This is a genomic window from Kineococcus aridisoli (assembly GCF_050871885.1).
In the GTDB taxonomy this organism is placed as follows: domain Bacteria; phylum Actinomycetota; class Actinomycetes; order Actinomycetales; family Kineococcaceae; genus Kineococcus.
Genome location: NZ_JBJLSF010000006.1, coordinates 1 through 20,333 on the forward strand (window position 1 = coordinate 1; position 20,333 = coordinate 20,333).

At 70.6% G+C, this 20,333-nt stretch carries 19 protein-coding genes; 6 read left to right on the plus strand and 13 right to left on the minus strand.

Going from position 1 to position 20,333, the window contains the following annotated elements; all coding sequences use genetic code 11:
* Positions 1–483: 483 nt before the first annotated feature.
* From ACRYM2_RS02990 to ACRYM2_RS03010, 5 genes are all read right to left on the minus strand, one after another.
* A complete protein-coding gene (locus ACRYM2_RS02990) occupies positions 484–2,586 on the minus strand; it encodes a beta-galactosidase (protein WP_432519758.1) in 2,103 nt (700 codons plus the stop codon).
* Positions 2,587–2,610: 24 nt separating this feature from the next.
* Positions 2,611–3,489: a carbohydrate ABC transporter permease gene (locus tag ACRYM2_RS02995; protein ID WP_432519759.1), complete on the minus strand. Its 879-nt coding sequence runs from the start codon at positions 3,487–3,489 to the stop codon at positions 2,611–2,613.
* Positions 3,486–4,418, minus strand: coding sequence for a carbohydrate ABC transporter permease (locus tag ACRYM2_RS03000; RefSeq protein WP_432519761.1), 933 nt, complete (start codon positions 4,416–4,418; stop codon positions 3,486–3,488). Before ACRYM2_RS03000 ends, ACRYM2_RS02995 begins: the two co-directional genes overlap by 4 nt.
* A gap of 5 nt (positions 4,419–4,423) precedes the next feature.
* Positions 4,424–5,629, minus strand: a complete 1,206-nt coding sequence (locus ACRYM2_RS03005) for an extracellular solute-binding protein (protein WP_432519763.1) — start codon at positions 5,627–5,629, stop codon at positions 4,424–4,426.
* Positions 5,630–6,014: 385 nt separating this feature from the next.
* Entirely contained in the window at positions 6,015–7,130 is a 1,116-nt protein-coding gene (locus ACRYM2_RS03010) for a LacI family DNA-binding transcriptional regulator (RefSeq protein WP_432519764.1), read from the minus strand.
* A 382-nt stretch (positions 7,131–7,512) separates the two neighbouring features.
* On the opposite strand from ACRYM2_RS03010, the gene ACRYM2_RS03015 reads away from it, so the two are divergent.
* On the plus strand, positions 7,513–8,523 hold the full coding sequence (locus ACRYM2_RS03015) for an LGFP repeat-containing protein (RefSeq protein WP_432519766.1): 1,011 nt from the start codon (positions 7,513–7,515) through the stop codon (positions 8,521–8,523).
* 272 nt (positions 8,524–8,795) lie between these two features.
* Here the strand turns inward: ACRYM2_RS03015 and ACRYM2_RS03020 are convergent, their stop codons facing one another.
* Positions 8,796–9,416, minus strand: coding sequence for a hypothetical protein (locus tag ACRYM2_RS03020; RefSeq protein WP_432519768.1), 621 nt, complete (start codon positions 9,414–9,416; stop codon positions 8,796–8,798).
* 1,093 nt (positions 9,417–10,509) lie between these two features.
* Between ACRYM2_RS03020 and ACRYM2_RS03025 the strand changes: the two genes are divergently transcribed.
* The 4 genes from ACRYM2_RS03025 to ACRYM2_RS03040 all read left to right on the plus strand — a co-directional run bounded on the left by ACRYM2_RS03025 (position 10,510) and on the right by ACRYM2_RS03040 (position 12,395).
* The gene (locus ACRYM2_RS03025) at positions 10,510–10,773 is read left to right on the plus strand and encodes a hypothetical protein (protein WP_432519770.1); all 264 of its coding nucleotides are present in this window, start codon (positions 10,510–10,512) and stop codon (positions 10,771–10,773) included.
* Between the two features lie 27 nt (positions 10,774–10,800).
* Complete coding sequence (locus tag ACRYM2_RS03030) at positions 10,801–11,157, plus strand: matrixin family metalloprotease (protein ID WP_432519772.1); 357 nt, start codon at positions 10,801–10,803, stop codon at positions 11,155–11,157.
* A gap of 176 nt (positions 11,158–11,333) precedes the next feature.
* Positions 11,334–11,564 carry a hypothetical protein gene (locus ACRYM2_RS03035; RefSeq protein ID WP_432519773.1) on the plus strand — a complete coding sequence of 77 codons (231 nt, stop codon included), beginning with the start codon at positions 11,334–11,336 and terminating at the stop codon, positions 11,562–11,564.
* A gap of 363 nt (positions 11,565–11,927) precedes the next feature.
* A complete protein-coding gene (locus ACRYM2_RS03040; protein WP_432519774.1) occupies positions 11,928–12,395 on the plus strand; it encodes a hypothetical protein in 468 nt (155 codons plus the stop codon).
* A 121-nt stretch (positions 12,396–12,516) separates the two neighbouring features.
* Here the strand turns inward: ACRYM2_RS03040 and ACRYM2_RS03045 are convergent, their stop codons facing one another.
* The 6 genes from ACRYM2_RS03045 to ACRYM2_RS03070 all read right to left on the minus strand — a co-directional run bounded on the left by ACRYM2_RS03045 (position 12,517) and on the right by ACRYM2_RS03070 (position 19,233).
* Positions 12,517–14,370, minus strand: coding sequence for a glycoside hydrolase family 127 protein (locus ACRYM2_RS03045; RefSeq protein ID WP_432519775.1), 1,854 nt, complete (start codon positions 14,368–14,370; stop codon positions 12,517–12,519).
* Positions 14,371–14,452: 82 nt separating this feature from the next.
* Positions 14,453–15,328, minus strand: coding sequence for a carbohydrate ABC transporter permease (locus ACRYM2_RS03050; protein WP_432519777.1), 876 nt, complete (start codon positions 15,326–15,328; stop codon positions 14,453–14,455).
* Positions 15,328–16,266 carry a carbohydrate ABC transporter permease gene (locus tag ACRYM2_RS03055; RefSeq protein ID WP_432519778.1) on the minus strand — a complete coding sequence of 313 codons (939 nt, stop codon included), beginning with the start codon at positions 16,264–16,266 and terminating at the stop codon, positions 15,328–15,330. Before ACRYM2_RS03055 ends, ACRYM2_RS03050 begins: the two co-directional genes overlap by 1 nt.
* Complete coding sequence (locus ACRYM2_RS03060) at positions 16,266–17,537, minus strand: ABC transporter substrate-binding protein (protein ID WP_432519780.1); 1,272 nt, start codon at positions 17,535–17,537, stop codon at positions 16,266–16,268. The genes ACRYM2_RS03055 and ACRYM2_RS03060 overlap by 1 nt, the downstream gene beginning before the upstream one ends.
* 203 nt (positions 17,538–17,740) lie before the next feature.
* A complete protein-coding gene (locus tag ACRYM2_RS03065; protein WP_432519782.1) occupies positions 17,741–18,763 on the minus strand; it encodes a LacI family DNA-binding transcriptional regulator in 1,023 nt (340 codons plus the stop codon).
* 296 nt (positions 18,764–19,059) lie between these two features.
* Entirely contained in the window at positions 19,060–19,233 is a 174-nt protein-coding gene (locus ACRYM2_RS03070; protein WP_432519784.1) for a hypothetical protein, read from the minus strand.
* On the opposite strand from ACRYM2_RS03070, the gene ACRYM2_RS03075 reads away from it, so the two are divergent.
* A complete protein-coding gene (locus ACRYM2_RS03075) occupies positions 19,232–19,693 on the plus strand; it encodes a hypothetical protein (protein ID WP_432519786.1) in 462 nt (153 codons plus the stop codon). The genes ACRYM2_RS03070 and ACRYM2_RS03075 overlap by 2 nt on opposite strands.
* A gap of 53 nt (positions 19,694–19,746) precedes the next feature.
* Here the strand turns inward: ACRYM2_RS03075 and ACRYM2_RS03080 are convergent, their stop codons facing one another.
* Positions 19,747–20,025 (minus strand): dihydrofolate reductase family protein, encoded by a 279-nt coding sequence (locus ACRYM2_RS03080; protein WP_432519788.1) that lies wholly within the window; start codon positions 20,023–20,025, stop codon positions 19,747–19,749.
* Positions 20,026–20,333 lie beyond the last annotated feature (308 nt).

Consider the following 20,333-nt stretch of genomic DNA (forward strand, 5'->3'; position numbering starts at 1 on the left):
GGGCGGTTTCTACGGGGTGGGGTGGTGCTACGGTGCACCCAAAAACGACCCGCCGTTTTACGCGCAGGAACGGGGGGGGGGGGCGGGGGGCCCCCCCCCCCCCCATCCCGGCAAAGTCACAAACAATTGGTGCTTGCGGGCTTCCTTTGAGAGCACCGCCAACCCGTCACCGGCCTCAAAGACTGACCAAAGCCGCCTTCCCGGGGCACTTCGGCGACCCGCCACGGCGATCACTGACCCCTCTCTCCCTCAGCTGCCTCAGCCCCGTCACCACATCACCGCGAGCGGCTGACACCGCCGCCGCAGTCATCCCCCCGCCGGCCCCCTCGGCGCCGGCGCCACCCAGCGAGGCACCCATCACGACCTCATTGACCGTTGGCTAGGCCGCCCCGGCACCCCGGTGGACGTCTCCGGCAGCGTGGAGGTCGTCGCCGCCCAAGCCGCCGACCTCCGCTGCTCAGCCAATGAGGTCAGTTCTCCGGCTCAGTCTTCTCGCAGCACGCGGACATCCCAGGGTCCCAACCGCACCTCACTGCCCGCGGCGTACGCCTGACTCGAGATGACGTCACGCACACCGCAGGGCAGCGTCAGCGTGGCGGGGGCGAAGGACCAGTTGCTGAGAAAGCGCAGCCGGGAGCCGTCGCGCGCCGTCGCGCTCGTCGCCGTCACCGTCCCCGAGGTCCCCCGCCACCCCCCGTCGGCTGCGGGCACCGCCCACCGGAACAGCGCCTCGGAGAACTCCGGGTCCGGCACGGTGCCCACGACCGTGATGCGTCCCTGACCGGCCGCCCTGCTCGTCGCCGCCGGCCAGCGGGAGAAGTGCTGCCCCACGTAGCGGGCCAGGACCTGGGTGCCCTCCACCGGCTGCAAGCCGTCCACCCAGCGGGTGCCGTGGCCGCCGCCGGCGACCTCGCCCTCCAGGGGCAGGTCGGTGAGCAGGTTGGAGAACTCGTCGTACCAGACACCGGCGGCCTCCGCCAGCAGCGCCGGCTGCCTCTCGCGCCGTGCGCGGTTCTCCTGGTCGGCGTAGGCGGTCCGCGGACCCAGGAGCAGGTGACCACCCGCCCGGGCGTAGCGGATCAGGAAGCCCAGCAGCTCATCGGAGGCGACGTAGATGCCGGCTGCCACCAGCACCGGGTTCTCGGCGACGAACGCCTCGAGCCCTTCTCCGCTTTTCGCCTGGGCGGGCACCTGGCCGACGTGCAGCAGGCGTCCCTGGGCTCCGGCTTGGAAGGCTCCGCGGTAGAAGGCGCCCTGGATGTGCTTGTAGGCGCTGCGGTCGGGTGCTTCACCGTCGCTCGACAGCTGCGGGAAGTCCTGCTGGGACCACTTGGAGTCCTGCGAGTACAAGAAGGTGACGTCGTGGTCGGGGCGCAGGCCCGTCACCAGCGAGCCCGCTGCCTTCAACTGCGCGCCGAGCTCGGCGATCTCGCGGTAGACCCGTCCTGGGGTGCCGCTGTGCGGAAGCACTCCACCCCAGTAGGTCTCCGCTCCGAAGTGCAGGGTGTGCCAGTGCCAGTACTCGATCATGTCCGCGCCGCGGGAGACCAGCAGCCAGCCGGCCTGCTTCCACTGCCCGTCGAAGCCGGGTCGGTTGACCCACGGCATGCCGATGGCCTGCGCGTCGGTCTCGGTGACCAGGTAGTTGGACTGCTTGGAGCTCCACATCCGGTCCGCGGACTCGTACAGCGCCCACAGCCCGTTGGTGGTCCAGCTCTGCTGCTCCTGGCGGGCCGCCGGCAGGGCGAGTGCCTCCTGCATGGTGTAGTACGGGTTGCCGGCCGTGACATCCAGCCGCCGCGTGACGGCGTCGTCCTCCACGGCGGGACGGTCGTAGGCGATGCAGGTGGTGACGAACTGCTCCTCGCGGGCGTACTCGCGCACGATGTCGGCCTGCCAACCGATGAAGTCGCTCGTCTGCTGCGCCTGGAAGCGGCGCCAGGCCAGGGCGTACTGGGGTTGTGCGTTGCCGTCCGGGGTCCACAGGTCCGCCCAGGTGCTGAGCCGGTGTGACCAGTACACCAGGCCCCACTCGCGGTTGAGCGTCTCGACGTCTCCGTAGGTGTGGCGCAGCGAGTCGACGAAGCGCTGGAAGACGCCGTGGTTGTGGAACAGCTGCATGCCCGGTTCGTTGTCGACCTGGAAGCCGACGACGGCCGGGTGGTCGGCGTAGCGGGCGGCGATCGCCCGGATGATGCGCTCGGCGTGGAAGCGGAAGGCGGGGTGGGTGTAGTCGACCTCCTGGCGCGCGCCCCAGCCCATGCGCCGGCCGGTGGCCACCTCGCCGGCGATCTCGGGGTAGGTGCGCGCCAGCCACGGCGGGACGGCGTAGGTCGGGGTACCGAGCACTACGTCGATGGCGCGCTCGTGCGCGCCGTCGAGGACCGGCTGCAGCCAGTCCAGCTCGAAGCGGCCGTCCTCGGGCTCCCAGGTCGACCAGACGGACTCCCCGACGCGGATGACGGTGAAGCCGGCCTCGACCATGAGGTCGAGGTCCTCCTTCAGCCGCGGTGAGTCCTGGTATTCCGGCTGGTACTCGTGGTAGTACGCGGCGCCGAAGCGGATGCGGTCGGGCGAGGTGTACACGGGTGGGCCTTTCTCGGTGGTGGGTCAGCCCTTGACGGCGCCGGCGGCCAGACCTTCCAGCAACTGCTTGCGCAGGAGCAGGAAGACCAGGATCGTCGGGACGGTGGCGAGCACCGATCCGGCCAGGACGAGGTCGTAGGAGCGGTTCTCGGACAGGAACAGGGTCTGCAGACCGAGCGGGAGGGTGGCCCGGTCGGTGTCGGAGACGATGACCAGCGGCCACAGGAAGCTGTTGTAGCTCTGCAGGAACGTCCACACCGCCAGGGCCCCCAGGGACGGGCGCAGCAGCGGCAGCACGATGGTCAAGAAGGTGCGCAGCTCGCTGCAGCCGTCGATGCGGGCGGCTTCCAGGATGTCGTCGGGCACGGACTGCACGATGTACTGCTGCATCATGAAGATCCCGAACGCGGGTGCGACCCACGGCACGATGAGCGCGAACCACGGGTTGCCGAGCCCGGCCTTGACGAGCAGGACGAACAGCGGGACGAGGATCACCGCGAACGGGATGGACAGGGAGCTGAACATCAGCGAGAACAGCACCTGCTTGCCGCGGAAGGTGTACTTGGCGAAGCCGAAGCCGGCCATCGCGCAGACGAACACCGACACGACGGTGGCGATGACCGCCACCAGGGTGCTGACGCCGAACCACGCCCAGAACGGCTGGGTCGTCAGCAGGTTGCGGTAGTTCTCCAGCGTCGGGTCCGCGGGCAGCAGCCGCACCGGGACGGAGAAGATGTCCCCGCGGTCTTTGAAGGAGCCCGACAGCGCCCACAGCAGGGGCGCCACGAAGGCCAGTGCCAGCGCGGTCAGCGCGAGGTAGAGCAGGACGCGGCCGGTGCGGGGCCGTGGGCGGCGCACCGCCACCGGCGCCGAGGCGTCACGCGAAAGGGTGGACGTGCTCACGAGGACCTCCCGATGCCGAGCAGCCGGTTGAAGCCCTGGCTGACGAGGAACACCACGACGAAGAGCACGACGCCTGCGGCCGCCGCGTACCCGAACTGCTGGCGCTGGAAGGCCGCGCGGAAGATGAACATCGCCACCGACAACGTCTGGTCGCTGGGGCCGCCCTGAGTGAGCAGGAACGGCTCGTCGAAGATCTGCGCCGCCGAGATGAAGGAGGTGACGGCGACGAACGCGGTGACCGGCTTGAGGGCGGGCAGCGTCACCGAGGTGAAGCTGCGCCACCAGCCGGCCCCGTCCAGGGCCGCGGCCTCGTACAGCTCCTTGGGCACGTTCTGCAGCCCGGCCAGGAAGAAGATCGTCAGGTAGCCCGCCCAGCGCCAGAGCATGACCAGGCAGATGGCGACCTTCGCGATCGTCGGATCGCCCAGCCAGTCGATGCCGCCGATGCCGAACAGGGCCTGCAGCACCGAGTTCGCCAGCCCGTAGTTGCGGTCGAAGACGAGGCTGAAAATCAGCGCGACGATGATGGGCGAGACCACCATTGGCACGAAGTACGTCGCGCGGAAGGCGTCGCGCGCTCGCAGGCCGCGGCTGTTGAGGGCCGTGGCCAGCAGCAGCGAGACGGGAACGATGACGACGACGGCCACCGCGACGTAGACCAACGTGTTGACCAGGGCCTTGCGAAAGCTGGAGTCGGTGAACAGGTTGGCGTAGTTGCGCAGGCCCACCCACTCCGGGGTCCCGAGCCCGACCCAGCTGGTGAGGCTGAGGTAGATGGAGGCGATGATCGGGACGAGCATGAACAGCACGAACAGGACGTAGAAGGGTGCGATGAATGCGTACGGCGCACGGGTAGTGGTGGTGCTGCGCGGGTGCGGCGCCCTGGTGCGTGTGCTCGTCGGCGCCGGGAGGGTCTCCTGCGTGGCCACCGCGATCACCTCCCTGCCTGGTTGGCGAAGTCCTCGGCGGCGCCCTTGATCGCCTCAGCCGGGCTCTCATCGCCGCGGTAGGCGCTGATGAGGTGGCCGGACAGGACGTCGGTGAGGATGGATGAGTCGGGGCTCTGGTAGTAGTCCGGGACGTCGTCGACGATGGTGCGGTAGACGTCGATGACCTGCTGGCCGCCGAAGTACTCATCGGCGACCTCGAGCTCGGGTGAGTCGAAGACCGAGCGCAGGGTGGGCAGGTAGGTCAGTTCCTGAAAGCGGCGGACCTGCCCCTCGGGAGTGATCCAGGTGGAGGCGATGAAGTCCGCGGCGGCCTGGGTGTTGGCCTTGTCCACGATGGCGGCGAACCCGGTGCCGCCGGCAGCGGCGGTGGCGAAGCCCCCGGCCGACCAGGTCGGCAGCGCCCGCAACCGCCACTGCCCGGCTTGCTCGGGCACGTTGGGCTTGAGGCCGAAGGCGGAGTACCAGCTGGCCATCCACATCCCTGCGATCTTGCCGGACTTCAACCCGGCCTGGACGCTGGCGCCGTAGAAGTCGTTGACGGTCGTGATCCACCCGCTGCTCAGCCCGTCGACGACGAACTGCAGCGTCTCGACGGCCTCGGGCGAGTCGAGCACGAGGTTCTCGTCGGCGTCGAAGAAGGCTCCACCGCGCTGCAGCAGCAGCATCTGATAGCCCTGCACGATCTGGCCCAGGTCACTGCCGGCCGCCAGGACACCGAGGGCGATGTCGTGCTCGGCCTTGGCGCGGGCGCCGACCTGCGCCAGTTCCTCCCAGCTGCCGACCTCGGTGGGCAGGCCGAACTGCGTGAACAGGTCGTCGCGGTAGTAGTAGACGACCATGGGGGTGTCGGAGTCCAGCGCGTAGAGCTTGCCGTCCTTGGTGTAGGGCGCCCGGCGCGCGGCGATCAGGTCGTCGCCGAGGGCGGCGACCTGATCACTCCAGTCGTACAGCAGCCGTTCGGTGAGGTCCCCGCGCTGCAGACGGGCGAACTGCCCGATCTCGATGCCGATGACGTCGGGGGTGCCGCGGCCGGCGACGGCTTGCGCCAGCAGCTTGGTCACCAGGTCCTGTGCACCGGCGCGGGTGACGTCCATGGTGTAGCGGAAGTCGGTGGCCGCGTCGGCCGCGCGGATACCCCCTTCGAAGAACTTCTGGTACCCCTCGTCGTGCGTCCAGAAGTTCAGCGCCACCTCGCCGGACGTCAGCGGGGCGGCCGGCTTCGACCCGCACGCGGCCAGTAGTGATGCACCGGCACCCAGTGCGGCCAGCTGCAGCGCTGATCGACGGCTCAGTCCTGCTGGTGGCTGGAGGCTGCGCCGGTGGAGTGGAGTCGGGTCCGGGCGCGGGGGTCGTCTGGCGTCGTGCGACATCGTCGTCCTTGCCGAGTCGGGATGGAGTCAGGTAATGCGGGTGAGGTGTTGTGAGTGCGGTGTTGTGAGTGAGGAGCGGTGGATGCGGTGAAGCGGCTGAGGTCCAGTTGGAACGCCGACGGCACGGCTCATCGACGTTCCCGTCATCGTGCCGTCGTACCTTCGTGGCGTCGTGGTACCCGTCGTCGCGCCCGGGTGGCGTTGATCAGCGGTGAGCGGGTGGTGCCGCCGTCGTGCCACGGGAGATGAAGGCCGGCACGATGGGGAACGGTGTGGCAGTGGGCACCGCTCGCCCCTCGATGCGATCGACTAGGCGTGCGATGGCCACGTCGACGACCGCCTCGAACTCCTGTCGGATGGTCGAAAGGGGTGGGTTGAGGAACTCCGCGGCGGGGATGTCGTCCAAGCCGATGACGCTGACATCCTTCGGGACCTGCAGGCCCGCTTCGACGGCGGCTCGGATGGCTCCGATCGCCATCTCGTCGTTGGCGCAGAAGATGGCGCTCACTGAGGAGTCCTCCAGCAGGTGTCGCGCTGCCCGGTAGCCGGAGGCGGCGCTCCAGTCACCCGGCAGCGAGGGAGGACAGGGTCTTTGCGCTGCCAGGAGGGCTTCGCGCCATGCGTCACGCCGGTCGCGGGCCGTCCACCAGGTGAGGGGACCGCTGATGTGGTGGACCGTCGAGTGACCCAGCTGGAGCAGGTGCTGCACCGCTTCGGTGATCGGTGGGCGCCAGTCCTGGCCGGCGACCTCGATCGAGGCGTCGGCGTCGGCTCTGGACCAGCCCAGGCTCATCACGGGGACGGGTGAGGAGCCGGTGAGCAGCGGGTGGTCGTCGACGGGTTCGTCGATGACGATGCCGTCGACGCCCTGGGCCAGGAGCGCGTCGACGGCTGCCTGGGTCTGTCCGGCGGGACCGCTGGCCGACAGGCTCAAGGAGTAGCCCTGTGCCCGGGCGGCGTGCTCGAGGGTGACGAGCATGTGTGAGGGTCCGTACAACGCCGAGCCGAGCCAGACGACGCCCAGTCGTCGGCTGCGGCCGGTGAGCAGGGCGCGTGCGGCGGAGTTGGGGCGGTAGCCCAGTTCCTCGGCGGCACGCAGGACCCGCCGGCGGACGTCGTCGGAGACGTTGGGTTCGCCGTTGACGACGCGGGAGACGGTCTTCTGCGAGACGCCCGCGCGTCGCGCCACCTCCACGCCGGAGGCACGGCGAGACTGCGGCGAGCCCGGCTGAGGGGAGCCCGGTTGCGGCTCGCCACCCGGCGCGGTGCTCGAGGCCGCTGCGGGAACCACTTCGGGGGACGCTGATGTGCTGGTGTTCACCGGACCCCCTCCTCGTCGTCGATGAGTGCCCGTCCGCATCGAGTGTCTACGTAGTCATCCCGGCTGTCAACGGTTCGCCAGCCTCAGATCATGTGCTGGATCAGCGGGCGTGGCAGGTGCAGCAGCCACCGTCAGCGCCCGGCACCCCGACACCCCGACACCCCGACACCCCGACACCCCGACACTCCGGCACTCCGGCACTCCGGCCGGCATGACGCGGCAGCACCAACCCCCTTCAGGGGGTCAGTGCCGTCGGCGGGAGGCGACTGCAGGCACGCAACACGCTCAGAAGCAGCCGATCAGCCTCCGAGCGGTCCCTGAGGATGGGTATGTTCTGCGCGCGGTCGGCGATGGCTCCGGCCGGCGACGGAGAGGAACACAGGTGCGTCGACTACTCGCATCGATCGCCGCGTCAGCGGCCACGGTCATCACCGCAGGAGCCACGCTGCTCACCGCAGCCACCCCCGCCGACGCCACCAGCACAGCCGGCGCCACGCACGCACGCGCCGCAGCCTCCACGGCGAGCGCGGCCGAAAACTGTGTCTACGGCAGCATCAGCGCCCGCTACGACCAGCTCGGTGGGGCCGCCGGCAAGCTGGGGCAGCCCACCTCCTGCGAGGAGCCCACCGAGCGCAGCACCGGACGCTTCACCACCTTCCAGCGCGGCGCGATCTACTGGAGCCCGGGCACCGGCGCCTGGGACGTCTCGGGCTCCTTCCGCGAGCTGTGGCTGGCCAGCGGCTACGAGAACGGCACCTTCGGCTACCCCACCTCCGGTGAGGTGCCCATCAAGGCCGGTGGGGTCTTCCAGAACTACCAAGGAGGCACCTTCTACTGGTCTCCCGCCGTGGGCGCGCACTCGCTCTCCGGTGACTTCCGCCGCTTCTACGCCTCCCAAGGCTACGAGAACGGCTACCTGGGCTACCCCATGACCCAGGAGGTGCCGGTACGCGGCGGCGTCTTCCAGGTCTTCGAAGGCGGAGTGCTGTACTGGAGCCCGGCCACCGGCACCCACTCGGTCACCGGCTCCTTCCGCGGCCTGTACGCCGCCCACGGCTACGAGAACGGCGAGCTGGGCTACCCCACCTCCCAGGAGGTCCGCACCCGCGACGGCGGCGTCTACCAGAGCTACCAGGGCGGCACCATGTACTGGGCGCCGGGCCTGTCCCCGCAGGTGGTCAGCGGCATCTTCCTGAGCGTGTACGGCCGCAACGGCTACGAGCACGGCTGCCTGGGCTTCCCCCTCACCGAGCCCTACAGCTACGAGGGGTACTCCGACGTTCAAGAGTTCCAGGGCGGCATCATCTGGAGCACGCCCGAGAACGGTGCCTTCGCGGACCTGTACCCGCGCGATCCCAACTACTCCCAGTGGGGCCTGTACCCGCGCTGCTGACGCACCCGCGGTGGGTGAGCCCTCACAGCGAGAGCTCACCCCTGCGGAGCGGCGGGCGACGGCTGGCACAGCCAGCGCACGGCCGGGGCACGGCACTCACGCCGTCCGCCAGCGCGGTATGGCTGGGTGACAGAACGGTCTGTCACCTACCCACGCCGCTACGATCACCAAGAGCGGGGTACAGGTGTCCGGCCCACCGCTCGAACGCGTGCGGCATAGCGCCCGGCGGCACTGACCGTCCTCTGGAGGCCACGGAGAGGCGGCGAGGGCGCTCAGGCGCCGGCCAGGGTGTTCCACTCCTGTGGCGAGCCGCCCCAGGGCATGGCGTGCACCTCGATGCCGGCGGGCTGCTGGGCCAGGCCGGTGATGTCCATGACGGAGAAGGGCAGGGTGCCCGCGGCGGGGAGGGCATCGACGTAGCCGGTGGCGCCGGTCAACAGCCTGCCGTCACCATCGCGGTACAGCGCCGTGATCGCCATCGAGCCCACCGCCGCCGGGTAGGGGTTGATCAGCTCCCCCACCACCTGACGGGAGTATGCATCGCCGCTCCGCTGGACGCCGCTGGCGGTGAAGGGTGGGTAGTCGGCGGCAGTGGTCTTGGTCGGGTACCAGTCCACGGCCGCGTAGGTGACCTCCACCGCGGTCGGCTGCTCCGGCGCCTGCAGCAGGCCGGCCCAGGCGATGTCCGCGCCCGGCGGCAGCGCGTTCAGCGTCTGCTGCTGGGTGGCCAGCACCTGCCCACCGGCATCGCGGGCGGTCACCGTGATGACGGGGAAGGCGCCGTAGTGGCTGGTGTTGGGGTTGTTCAGCAGCGCAGCCCAGTGCAGGAACACTCCCTCTGCCGTGCCGGGGGTGCCGGGGGTGAGGGGTGTGCTGGTGTAGCCGGATTCCACTACAGTGAAGGGCTCAGCGTGCGCCGGCGACCCCACCGATGACCCTGCGGATGAGGGAGTCGTGGAGGTGACGCTGGCAGTCGGGAGAGCCGGCTCGGCGGTTGAAGGTGCACAGCCCGAGAGCAACGCTCCGGCGGCGATCGTGACGGTAGCCGCTGCACGTGCGCGCCGCGCAACAGGATGTTGAGGAAGCCTCCGCGCCGCCCTCTCCAGCCTGGTTGAAGATCGTGGCCGTCGTTGATCACCTCGCATCACCAGCACAGGCTAGAGGGCGATCAGCTGACCTGCTCCAGGCTGAACCTGCTCCAGGCCCTGCCTATACGACCCGCCCAGCCGCTCGGGAAGACAATCCTCCTGTCGGTGCCGTCACAGCTACCCGGCTCGTTCCACCCGGCCAGGTGTGCGCTGCTCCCGACCCTCCACCGCCGTCTTCCGAGACCAGGGGCGGCGCCCATCCAGGTGATCAGTGCTCAAGGCCACCACGACGGTGTCGATGCGCTACGGAAGCGCCGCCTTCGCTCGAGCGCGGGGCAACCTCACCACCAGCAATCGCTCCATCACCAGGAATCGACAGCGGAGAGCCAGAGTGCCCGACAGCCCGTCCCAGCGGGGTGCCCGCAGCAGCAGGCAGGACTCAGCAGGCGCTGCAACGCCAGCCGCTGCCGGTTCAGGTGGTGCGGTTCGCCGCTCCAGCAGCGGGCGCATCCCCCAATGGGCGATGGACGAAGCCGTCGGCCGTCCCAGCAGCCCTCCTCCTGGCGCGGTGATGCCGTCAACACCGCCGCCAGCACCGCCGCCGAGGCCAGCACCCGTGGCTGGATGCGAGGCAGCCGGCGGGCCCGCCGGCGCCGGGGCTCGCGCTCGGGTCGACGGCTGATAGCCGCTGCCCTGGTGACGGCAGTCGTCGCCACTGCGGTGTGGGCGCAGAGCACCGGCCAGCTCGCGGGTCTCGGCACCGCGAGTACCGCAGCGGGCGCCGCAGGTGGGCACCCGCCGCCCATGGCCGGCAGGTGCCCACCCCTGGGCACGAGTCCGCCGACACCCCGCTGGGCCAGCCCGCGCCCCTGCTGCAGTCCAGCGACGCCTGCGCCCGATGCGCACCCAAGCCGACGCCACCGCCGACAACGCGGGTAGAGCCGGCACCCCGGTGGCGTGGAAGCCCTGCCGGCCCATCCACTACGTCACCCGCCCCGACGGCGCCCCCACCGGCGCTCAGCAGCTCATGCAGCAGGCCATCGCCCGCGTCAGCGCCGCCACCGGCCTGCGCTTCATCGACGACGGCGCCACCACCGAAGCCCCCTCACCCCAGCGCCGGCCCTACCAGAGCGAGCGCTACGGCGAGCGCTGGGCGCCGTAGCTCATCACCTACGTCAGCGCCGCCGAAGTGCCCGACATCGCCGCCGCCGTCATCGCCCAAGCCGGCTCCACCGGCGTGACCGCCACCCAGCGCAGCACCGCCGATCAGCTGCTGGGCCGCCCGGGCGCCCCCATCGACGTGTACGTCTCTGGCAGCGTCGAGGTCGACGCCGCCCAAGTCACCGACGCCCTCACCCACCCCGGAGGGGAGGAGCTGGTGCGCGCGGTCTTCCAGCACGAGCTGGCCCACCTGGTGGGCCTGGCCCACACCGAGGACCCCGCCCAGCTGATGTACCCGCAAACCACCGGCGTGCTCGACTACGCCGCTGGTGACCTCAGCGGCCTGGCCGCCCTCGGCACCGGACCCTGCGTGCCCGAGCTCTGAGTGGGTCCAGACATCAGCTGCGGCAGGCGCCAGTCATCAGTCGCCGGCGCTTCGAGCCCCATCGTTCATGGCGCTTGTCAGCGGCGCTCACCCGCCACCACGGGCATCAATCGGCGTACGCTGTCAGCGGATGCGCCGGTGAGCTCTAGCAGGCCCGTCCGCGGCAAGATCACTCGATGACCGGCGACGACCTCGAGGAGGACACCATGGCCGCTCACCACACCACCCATCCCCTCCCCGAACCCGCCAGCCAGGCTCCGCTGGGCACCGATGGACTCACCGATGAAGAGCGCAGCGAGCGCGCTGAGCGCTACGCACGTACCGCCGCCACAGCGCCGACGCGTGAGCAGCTGGATGCTCAGCGCGCCCGCATCCTGGCTCGCCGCGTCAGCCGCCACTCTGCCTGAGCTGCATTCCCCCTCAGGTGCCGCTGAGCGCCGCCCGGCCTGACTCCCGCGCCTGGCAGCCCAACCCGAGGCGGCATCATCACCGGTCGGCAACGGGTGGCGATGGTCGCCAGCAGTCGGCGACGGCCAGCGGGATGCCGGCTGGCATCCTGACCCGGTGACGGCCCTGCACCACCCCCAGACCATCCCCCGGGCCATCCCTTGAGTCCTCCTGCAGGCCGAGCCGCCCCAGCGCTCACCTTCCGGGACTACTCCCCCCGCCTGGACCGCCGCCGACGCGATCGATTCGTGTGCACCGAGCCACCCAGGCGCACCTACATCCCCGGCGTGGGAGCACGCCACCCGCGCGAGTGGGAGCTGGACGTGCAGTCCTACCTGCGCAGCTGGCGCCAACGCCCCGGCGAGCGCCTGCTGATCGCCTTGGACGAAGACGAGCAGGACGAGGACGAGCAGATCGCGGCGATGAGCGCCTACCTGCTCATCGAGCCCGGCCGCGTCCTGCTCCAAGCCCTGGCCGTGTCCGTGCGCCACCGCAGCCGAGGAGCGCCTTCGGCGGGGCGGGGCGCTTCACCGGGCAGCGGGGCCGTCGCCCGCCGGATGCTGCAGGCCACCCTCGAGCAGGTGGTCGCGACCGCGGCACGCGATGCGGATGGTGACCTGCTGCTCGAAGGCCGCGTGCACATCCGCAACCAGCCCAGTAAGAGGCTGCTGACCACCTTCGGCTTCGCCTTCGATGCCCACCTCGACGATGAGCTGGAGAGCTGGTTGCTGGATCTGCCCGCGGCCGCCCTCACCACCTGGCCCACTCCACCTGGCACGCCCAGGGTCTGAGCACACGAGGAAGGAGCACGTGGCTCAGCGGCGCCGGGCTGCTCCAGCGTGCACCACCGGTCAGGCACATCACCGATGGGTGCAGTAGCGGGGGGGTGCAGCAGCATGGTGCCTCCAGCACTCAGGCGTGCGGGAGCCAGACCCGCATCGTGGACGGGCCGCGGTTGGCCCACCGGTGGTACGGAGTCAGCAGCAGGTCCACGGCGCGGCCCGGCGCGTGTTCCTTCGACTGCAACGAGGCGTCGGGCCAGGAGTGCTCGGGTGCGCTGGTGCTCCACGCCGGCAGCCGCACGACTCCCTCCTCCAGCGACGGGCCGGCGGCGGCATCGACCGTGATCAGGTCCAGGTCCACATCGGGCTGGTCGACGGACTCGGCGCAGTAGAGCAGCGGGCCGCACTCGATGGCCACGCACCCGCGCACCGCATCCACGCGGGGGTCGGCGCGCACGAGGCGGGGAGCGCAGTCCAGGTGCAGCACCACCTCATCGCCCACCGCCCAGTCGCGGGTCAGCTGCGCCCGGCCGGGCTCGGCGTCGATGTCGCCGGCGGCTCCGGTGATGGAGGTGGTGCCGCTCCAGCCGGGCACGCGCAGCGACAGCGTCCAGGGGCCGGGCACGCTCTGGGTGACCTGCAGGCGCACCAGACCGTCGCGGGGGTAGTCGGTGTGCACCTGCACCGCCACCGTTCCGCGCCCGGGCAGCTCCGCGCGGAGGGTGGCGGTGGCGTACAGGTGCACCTGCAGACCGTCCTCGTCGCTGGTGGCCAGGTAGCCGCCGAGGCTGGCCAGGGTGCGGGCGACGTTGGTGGGGCAGCAGGAGGTGGTGAACCAGGAGGCGCGACGGCCGTCGGTGCGGCGCAGGCTCGGCACTCCCGGCTCGGGCTCGATCCCCGGGGTGCGCCGGTGCAGGGTGTTGACGTAGAAGAAGGCCTGCCCGTCCTCGCTGGGGCAGGCGGCGACCACGTTGTGCAGGGTACGCTCGATGACGTCGGCGTAGTGCTCTTCACCGGTGGCCAGCAGCAGTCGCCAGGCGACCATGATGGAGGCGATGCCGGCGCAGGTCTCGGCGTAGGCGCGGTCGGCGGGCAGCTCGAAGTCGGCGCCGTAGGCCTCGCCGTGGTGGTAGGAGCCCATGCCGCCGTGCAGGTAGGTGCGCCGCTGCAGGGTCCGCTCGTACTGGCGCTTCGCCGCCGCCAGGAGTTCTTCGTCCCCGGTCTCGACGGCGACATCGATGACGCCGGCGGTCAGGTACAGCGCCCGCACGGCGTGCCCGACGAGGACCTCGGCCTTACGCACGGGGACGTTGTCCTGGTAGTAGTCGCGCCCGCCGTACATGGTGTCGCCCAGCAAGCGGTGACCGCGGCGCTCGACGAACAGCCGCGCCTGCTCCAGGTATCGGTCTTCCCCGGTGAGCCGGAACATCTCCACCAGCGCGGTCTCGATCTCCGGGTGCCCGCAGATGCCCTCGCGCGCCCCGTCGGCGAACTCTGCGCAGACGTGGTCAGCGGCGGCCCGGGCGATCGTCGCCATCCCGTCGTCGACGCCCGTGCGCAGCATCGCGACGGCGGCCTGCAGCAGGTGGCCCGCGCAGTACAGCTCGTGGCCCCACTCCAGGTCGCTGTAGCGGGCCGGCCCACCCTCGTAGCCGTAGAAGGTGTTGAGGTACCCGTCTTCCTGCTGGGCGGCGGCGAGCAGGGTGGTGAGCTCGCGCAGGCGCTCCTGCAGCTGCGGGGAGGGGGTGCGGGCCTGCTCCCAGGCCATGCCCTCCATGAGCTTGTAGATTTCGGAGTCGGTGAAGAGCCGCCCCACCCGCTCGGTGGCGAGGGTGCCCTCGACCGCGGCGCGGACGTTGCCGATCCAGCCAACCTTCTCGAGGGACTCGTCGCAGTGCGGGATGACGGCGTCGCGGTTCAGCTGCTGCATGTGCGCCCAGAACCCGCCGGTGACGGCGGCCTGGTCGAGTGCGAGGGGCTGCAACCGGCCGCGCCGTGGCTGGACGGGAACGGCGCGCGGGGCTGTTTTAGACATGGCGGTGCTCCAGGAAGGGTGTCGGTGCGCTTCAGCCGCGGACGGCGCCGGCGGTGGCGCCGCGGACGTAGTGGCGCTGCAGCAGCAGGAAGAGGATGAGGCAGGGGATGGCGGTGACGACGATGCCGGCCTGCAGGGCGCCGAGGTCGATGGCGCCCAGCTCACCGGAACGCAGGCTGACCAGCGCGACCGGCAAGGTGAACTTCGACCCCTCGGACAGGAAGATCAGCGGTGCGATGAACTCGTTCCAGGAGGCGAGGAAGGCGAACAGGCCGACGGTGATCATCGCGGGGCCGACGGCCCGCAGCAGGATGCGCACCAGCGCCCCGAAGGACGAGCAACCGTCCAACATCGCGGCCTCCTCCAGCTCCTTGGGAAGAGCCTCGAAGGCGTTGCGCATCATGAACAGCGAGAACGGCAGCTGGAACATCACCATGACCAGCGCGACGCCGGCGAGGGAGTTCTGCAGACCGACGGTCCGCAGGATCTCGTACAGCGGGATGAGGATCGTCGGGTGCGGGATCATGAGGATCGCCAGGGTGCCGAGGAACAGCACGTTCTTGCCGGGGAAGGAGAACCGGGCGAACGCGTACCCGCCGAGCACCGTCACGATCAGGACGCCGACGACGGTGAGCACCGAGATGACGATGCTGTTCCAGGCGTAGACGCCCAGCCCCTCGCCGTACTCGACGAGGCGACGGTAGTTGTCCACTCCGTAGCCGCCTGCACCACCGGTGGCGCGGGGGCCGTGCACGGAACTGAACAGCGACCACACCAGCGGGCTGATGAACAGGACCGCCAGGACGGACGTCGTGCTGTAGTAGGCGACCGAGCGGACCCTTCCACCCCGGGGGCGGGTCTGCTTACCCCGGGAGCGGACCCGGGGACCGGCGGTGAGGACTGCCATCAGTCGTCGCCCTTCTTGACGAGCAGGAACTGCAGGACGTTGAGCAGGACAAGGACGACCAGCAGCACGAGGGCCAGCGCGGCGGCCGCACCAAGGTCGAAGAGGGTGAACGCCTCGCGGAACATGGCCATGACCATCGTCACGGTGCTGTTGCTCGGCCCACCGGCGGTCAGGACGTAGAACGGCTCGAAGGCCAGCAGCGAACCGGTGACGCTGAGGATGAGCATCAGCGCGATCGTGGGCCGCAGCAGCGGCAAGGTGATCGAGCGCAACGTCTGCCACCAGTTCGCACCGTCCATGCGGGCGGCCTCGTACACATCCGGCGAGATCGCCTGCAGGCCGGTGAGCAGGATCAGCATGTTGAACCCGGCGAAGCGCCACGTCACCATGACCACGGTCGAGGCGAACGCGTTGTCCGGCTGGCCCAGGAAGTCGACGTCGCCTGAGGCCAGGCCGACGGCCCGCAGCACGTCGTCCACGGGCCCGAAGTCGTTGTTGTACAGGGCGTAGAACAGCAGCGAGGCCGAGGCCAGCCCGACGACGGCCGGCAGGAAGAACGCCGTGCGGAAGAATCCCACGAGCGGGCGAGACTGCTGGACCAGCAGCGCCAGTCCCAGCGCCGTGACGAAGTACAGGACGGTCACGACGACCGTGTACTTCACGGTGAACCAGATCGAGGACAAGAAGAGCTCGTTGTCGCCGATCGCGGTGTAGTTCTCCGGAGCGTTGAACGAGCGTTCGCCGATAAGCGGCCAGTCGTTGAGCGACATCCACACCGACAGCACCAGCGGCAGCGCGAAGAGCAGGACGACGACCAGGGCGGTGGGCAGGGCGTAGCCCAGTCCGACGAGCGAACGCCGGCGACGCGCCCGGGCCGAGGGGTCGGGACCGGCCGCGCGGGCCTGGACGCCTGGCGCCGATGCCGGGATCACGGCCATCAGGGCGCCAGCGACTCGGTGACGGAGTTCTGGCCGGCGGCCAGCGACTGGGCGGCCGGGGCGTCGCCGAACAGCGCGTCGCGGGCGACGGCCAGCCACGGTCCCTGCGGGTCGTTGAAGGTCTGCCCGAACTTCGTGGAGGACGGCGTCTGCCCCTGCGCGACGAGTTCGTTCAACATCTGCACGCGCGGGTCCTCGGCGGAGAACTCGTTCGTCGCCAGGTCGGTGCGCACGGTCAGCTGGTGGGCCTTGGCGTAGACCTGGACCTGCGCCTGGTCGCCGACGGACCACTCCAGGAAGTCCCACGCGGCGTCGGCCTGCTCGCACGAGGAGGAGATGCCGATGACGTCGCCGCCGACGAAGGTGCTGACGCCGCCGTCGACGCCGGGGATGCCCTGGACGCCGATCTTGAGCTGGTCGGTCTCGTCGACGGTCTCCAGGACCGAGTTGCTGGCCAGCATGTAGCCGACGTTCCCGCCGGCGAACACCTCGTTGCGGGTGGCGCCGGTCTCGTTGCGGGCGCTGTCCGGCACGACACCGGCCTTGAACAGGTCGTTGAACACCTGGAACGCCGCAGCGGTCTGCGGATCGTCCAGGGTCGCGGACTCGCCGTCCTCGGACAGGATTTCCCCGCCCGAGGCCCACACCGTCGGGAAGTGGGTGAAGGCGATGCTGCCGCCGTTGTTGCCGGTGAAGTACAGGCCGGTGACGTCCGGGCCGAGGGCGGCGACCTTCGTGGCGTTCTCGGCCAGCTGGCGCAGGGTGGTGACCGGAGCGGCGGGGTCGATGCCGGCGCGCTGCAGGAGCACGTCGTTCTGGAACACCGCGGACATGCCGATGGTGTGCGGCAGGACGTGCTTGGCACCGTCGACGGTTCCCTGCTCCATGTGGGCGGGAGCCAGGTCGCCGGCGAAGGGCAGGGCGTCGATCCGGTCGGTGAGGTCCTGGAACAGGTTCTTGGAGATGAAGTCCGGCGCGTAGACGACGTCGGAGGCCAGCAGGCACGGCAAGTCCTGCGATCCGGCGGCCACGCCGACCTTCTGCAGGTAGTTGTCGGTGGGGACGACGGTCAGCTGCACCTGCGTCTCGTGCGAGGCGTTGTAGGCGTCGACCAGGGCCTGGCTCTGGCTGGACGTGGCGGCGCGCGCCCACATCGTGACGGTGCCGCCGCTCTCGGCGGCGGTGTCCTCGCTGCCTCCTCCGCAGGCGGTGATGGCGAGGGTGCCCGTGAGGGCGAGGGCCGCGAGGGCGCGAGAGGTCGATCGGAGCATCGGAGGTCCTTCCGGACTGGGGTGCGTCCTCGCACCACCGGCGGTCTGAGGTCCTGCCGGCCACGCAGCCGCAGGTCGAGGGCAGGCGTCCCGCAGCCATGCAGGTCACCGACCGTCATCACCACCCCGCGTACTGCAGGCAGTGCCCAGAGCTTGCCCACTCCCCGGAACTACGTCAAGTTCTTCCGATATTTCCGGGAAATTTACGGCGCGAAGGTCGTCGACTCCCGCAGCACGAGGCGACACGGCAGTCGACGCACGCCCCTCTCGCTCCTGCCCGCGATCGCCTGAACCAGGTGGCGAGCAGCCTCGGCACCCAGCTGCTCCAGCTGCATGTCCACGCTGGACAGCGGCGGGCGCGTCTCGGTCGCGACGATGTCCCAGTTGTCGAAGCCCACCACCGAGACGTCCTCAGGGACCCGCCGACCCTGCTCTCGCAGCGTCTCGAGCGCTCCGGCGGCGATGCGGTCGCTGCCGCAGAAGACCGCATCGACATCCGGACGCCCAGTCAGGACCATGGCCGCCGCCTGCCGGCCCCAGCGCTGCGACCAGTCACCGCCGTGCAGAACCTCGCCGTGCAGGTCCAGCCCGGCCTCGGCCAAGGCCCGGCGCATGCCCGCCTCCCGCTCCACCGCAGCCGCCCGGCCCCGCGGGCCCGTCACATGAGCGATCCGTCGCCGCCCCAACGCGATGAGGTGCCTGACGGCCCCGTAAGCCGCCTCCTCGTTGTCTGCCACCAAGGACAGATCGTGAGCTGAACTCGACGGGGCATAGGCATAGACCACCGGGACGGGCAAGTCCTCGGCCAACGGTGAGCGCACCTCAGGGTGCTCACCGACCACGACGATGCCATCGACCCGGCGCTCCAGCAGGATGCGCAGGTAGTGCGCCTCACGAATGGCATCCCCCCGCGCATCGCACAGCAGTACCGCCACCCGGCCCGCGCCCAGAGCGTTCTCAGCCCCGAGCAGGACGGGCATGCTGACCCGCCCCACCGTGTCGCTGGTCAGGATGCCCACCGTCAGAGCGCTGGCGTCCACCTGACGCGGCTGGCGGTTGGACCGAAAGCCCAGCTCGGTCGCCACCTGCCGCACGCGCTCCCGGGTCGCCGCCGCGACATCCTCACGCCCATTGAGCGCGCGCGACACCGTCGCCACCGAGACGCCGGCCACCCGAGCCACGTCCTGGATCGTCGCCCGAGCACCGCGCGCCGACACCTGTTCCACCAAAGCTGCCTCCTCGGTCCGGCGAGCAGTCTGCCAGTCTCCGGAAATTTTCGGTCTCATCACGCGACAGCGGGCTCGAAGAACCCCACCACCGCTCCGGACCTGGCCCGCCGCCAGTGGCGCCACCTGGCGCCACCTGGCGCCACCTGGCGCCACCTCGCCTGACCGCCACGCGTCCACCCTCATCAGCGCCCACCGCGACGAGAAGTCTGGGTCTGCTGCATGATCACGTGACAGATCAGATCATGCAGCCTGACGGGCCGGTGGCGTCATGATGGTCTCGTACTCCATAGGGGTCAATCGGCCCAGACGGGCCTGGCGGCGACGCCGGTGCTCACCGGCATCGAGGCGATGGCCGCGGCCCTGACCGCGACCGGCTGGGTGCGCGGCACGGGCAGCGGTGCCGGCCGCGGTCGAGTCGCCCACAGCGGGCAGCGCAGGGGCGCGACGGCGGGCAGGATGCCCTGCATGAGCTGGAACGGAGCCGACCTGTTCGCCACCGGGGGCCTGGGGTCGCTGCCGCCCGGGTTCAGCGCGAGCGGGCGCACCTCGCAGGTGTTCGAGGACTTCCCCGTGGCCGCCGCGGTGCGCGAGGGCGGGCTGCACGTGCACTTCGCGGCGGCGGCGCTGCAGCGGGTGCCCGAGTCGATGGCCGCGCTCAGCGGGGCCGAGCGGGCGCTGGCGGTGCTCTACGCGGGGGTCGCGGACACCTACGTGCTCGAGGCCGCCGACGCCGGGCGCACCTCGCGGCTGCTGGTGCTCAGCGAAGGCGAGGTGGTCGTCGACGAGGGCGCGCCGTCGCCGCACGAGGCGGCGCCGCGCGAGGACGTCGAGGAGTGGCTGTTCGGCCTCGTCGAGCAGCTGACCGACGTCGCCGTACCCGCCCTGCACGGCGTCGCCGAGACGTGGGCGGAGCTGCGCACGGGCTGAAACACCCCGGCGCCCCGGCACCCCGGGCAGTGCGTCACCCACCGGTGCGGAGCTCAGCCGCGCCGCACCCGGTAGCTGGCCACCACCGCCCCCTTCGCACTCGTCGCGCTCGACTCCACCTCCAGCTCCACCGCGGTCCCCTCGAACAAGCGCGCACCACGCCCCAACACCACCGGCACCGTCGTCACCACGAAGCGGTCCACCAGGCCCGCCGCCGTCAGCGCACGCACCAGCGACAGGCTGCCCAGCACCACCAGCTCCCCCTCCCCCGCTCCTTCAACGCCGCGACCGTCTGCACCGCCTCCCCGGCCAGCGACTGCGAGTTCGGCCACAGCAGCACCTCACTGGGCGATCCGGCGCGGGAGGCGACGAACTTCGGGGCCGTGCGCAGGAGCTCCGTGAACGGGTTCGGCTCATCGGTGCCCAGCCAGTGCCCACCAGGTCGAGGTAGGTGCGCCGACCGAAGAGCACCGCCGCCGTCCGCCCCTACCCACCCATCGCCGCCTGCACCGCTCCGGGAGCCTCGGCCAGCGCCCGGCTGGCTCAACCGCCCAGCTCGAAACCACCGCGCATGTCCTCATCGACCCTGCCCGGCGACTGCGCCACCCCGCCCAGCGACACGTTCTCCACCACCACCAGC

Excerpts from the sequence above, each read along its gene's own strand:
- ACRYM2_RS03025 (WP_432519770.1), top strand. The coding sequence starts at position 10,510 with ATGCGCACCCAAGCCGACGCCACCGCCGACAACGCGGGTAGAGCCGGC.
- ACRYM2_RS03035 (WP_432519773.1), top strand. The coding sequence starts at position 11,334 with ATGACCGGCGACGACCTCGAGGAGGACACCATGGCCGCTCACCACACC.
- ACRYM2_RS03050 (WP_432519777.1), bottom strand. The coding sequence starts at position 15,328 with ATGGCAGTCCTCACCGCCGGTCCCCGGGTCCGCTCCCGGGGTAAGCAG.
- ACRYM2_RS03055 (WP_432519778.1), bottom strand. The coding sequence starts at position 16,266 with ATGGCCGTGATCCCGGCATCGGCGCCAGGCGTCCAGGCCCGCGCGGCC.
- ACRYM2_RS03060 (WP_432519780.1), bottom strand. The coding sequence starts at position 17,537 with ATGCTCCGATCGACCTCTCGCGCCCTCGCGGCCCTCGCCCTCACGGGC.
- ACRYM2_RS03075 (WP_432519786.1), top strand. The coding sequence starts at position 19,232 with ATGAGCTGGAACGGAGCCGACCTGTTCGCCACCGGGGGCCTGGGGTCG.
- ACRYM2_RS03070 (WP_432519784.1), bottom strand. The coding sequence starts at position 19,233 with ATGCAGGGCATCCTGCCCGCCGTCGCGCCCCTGCGCTGCCCGCTGTGG.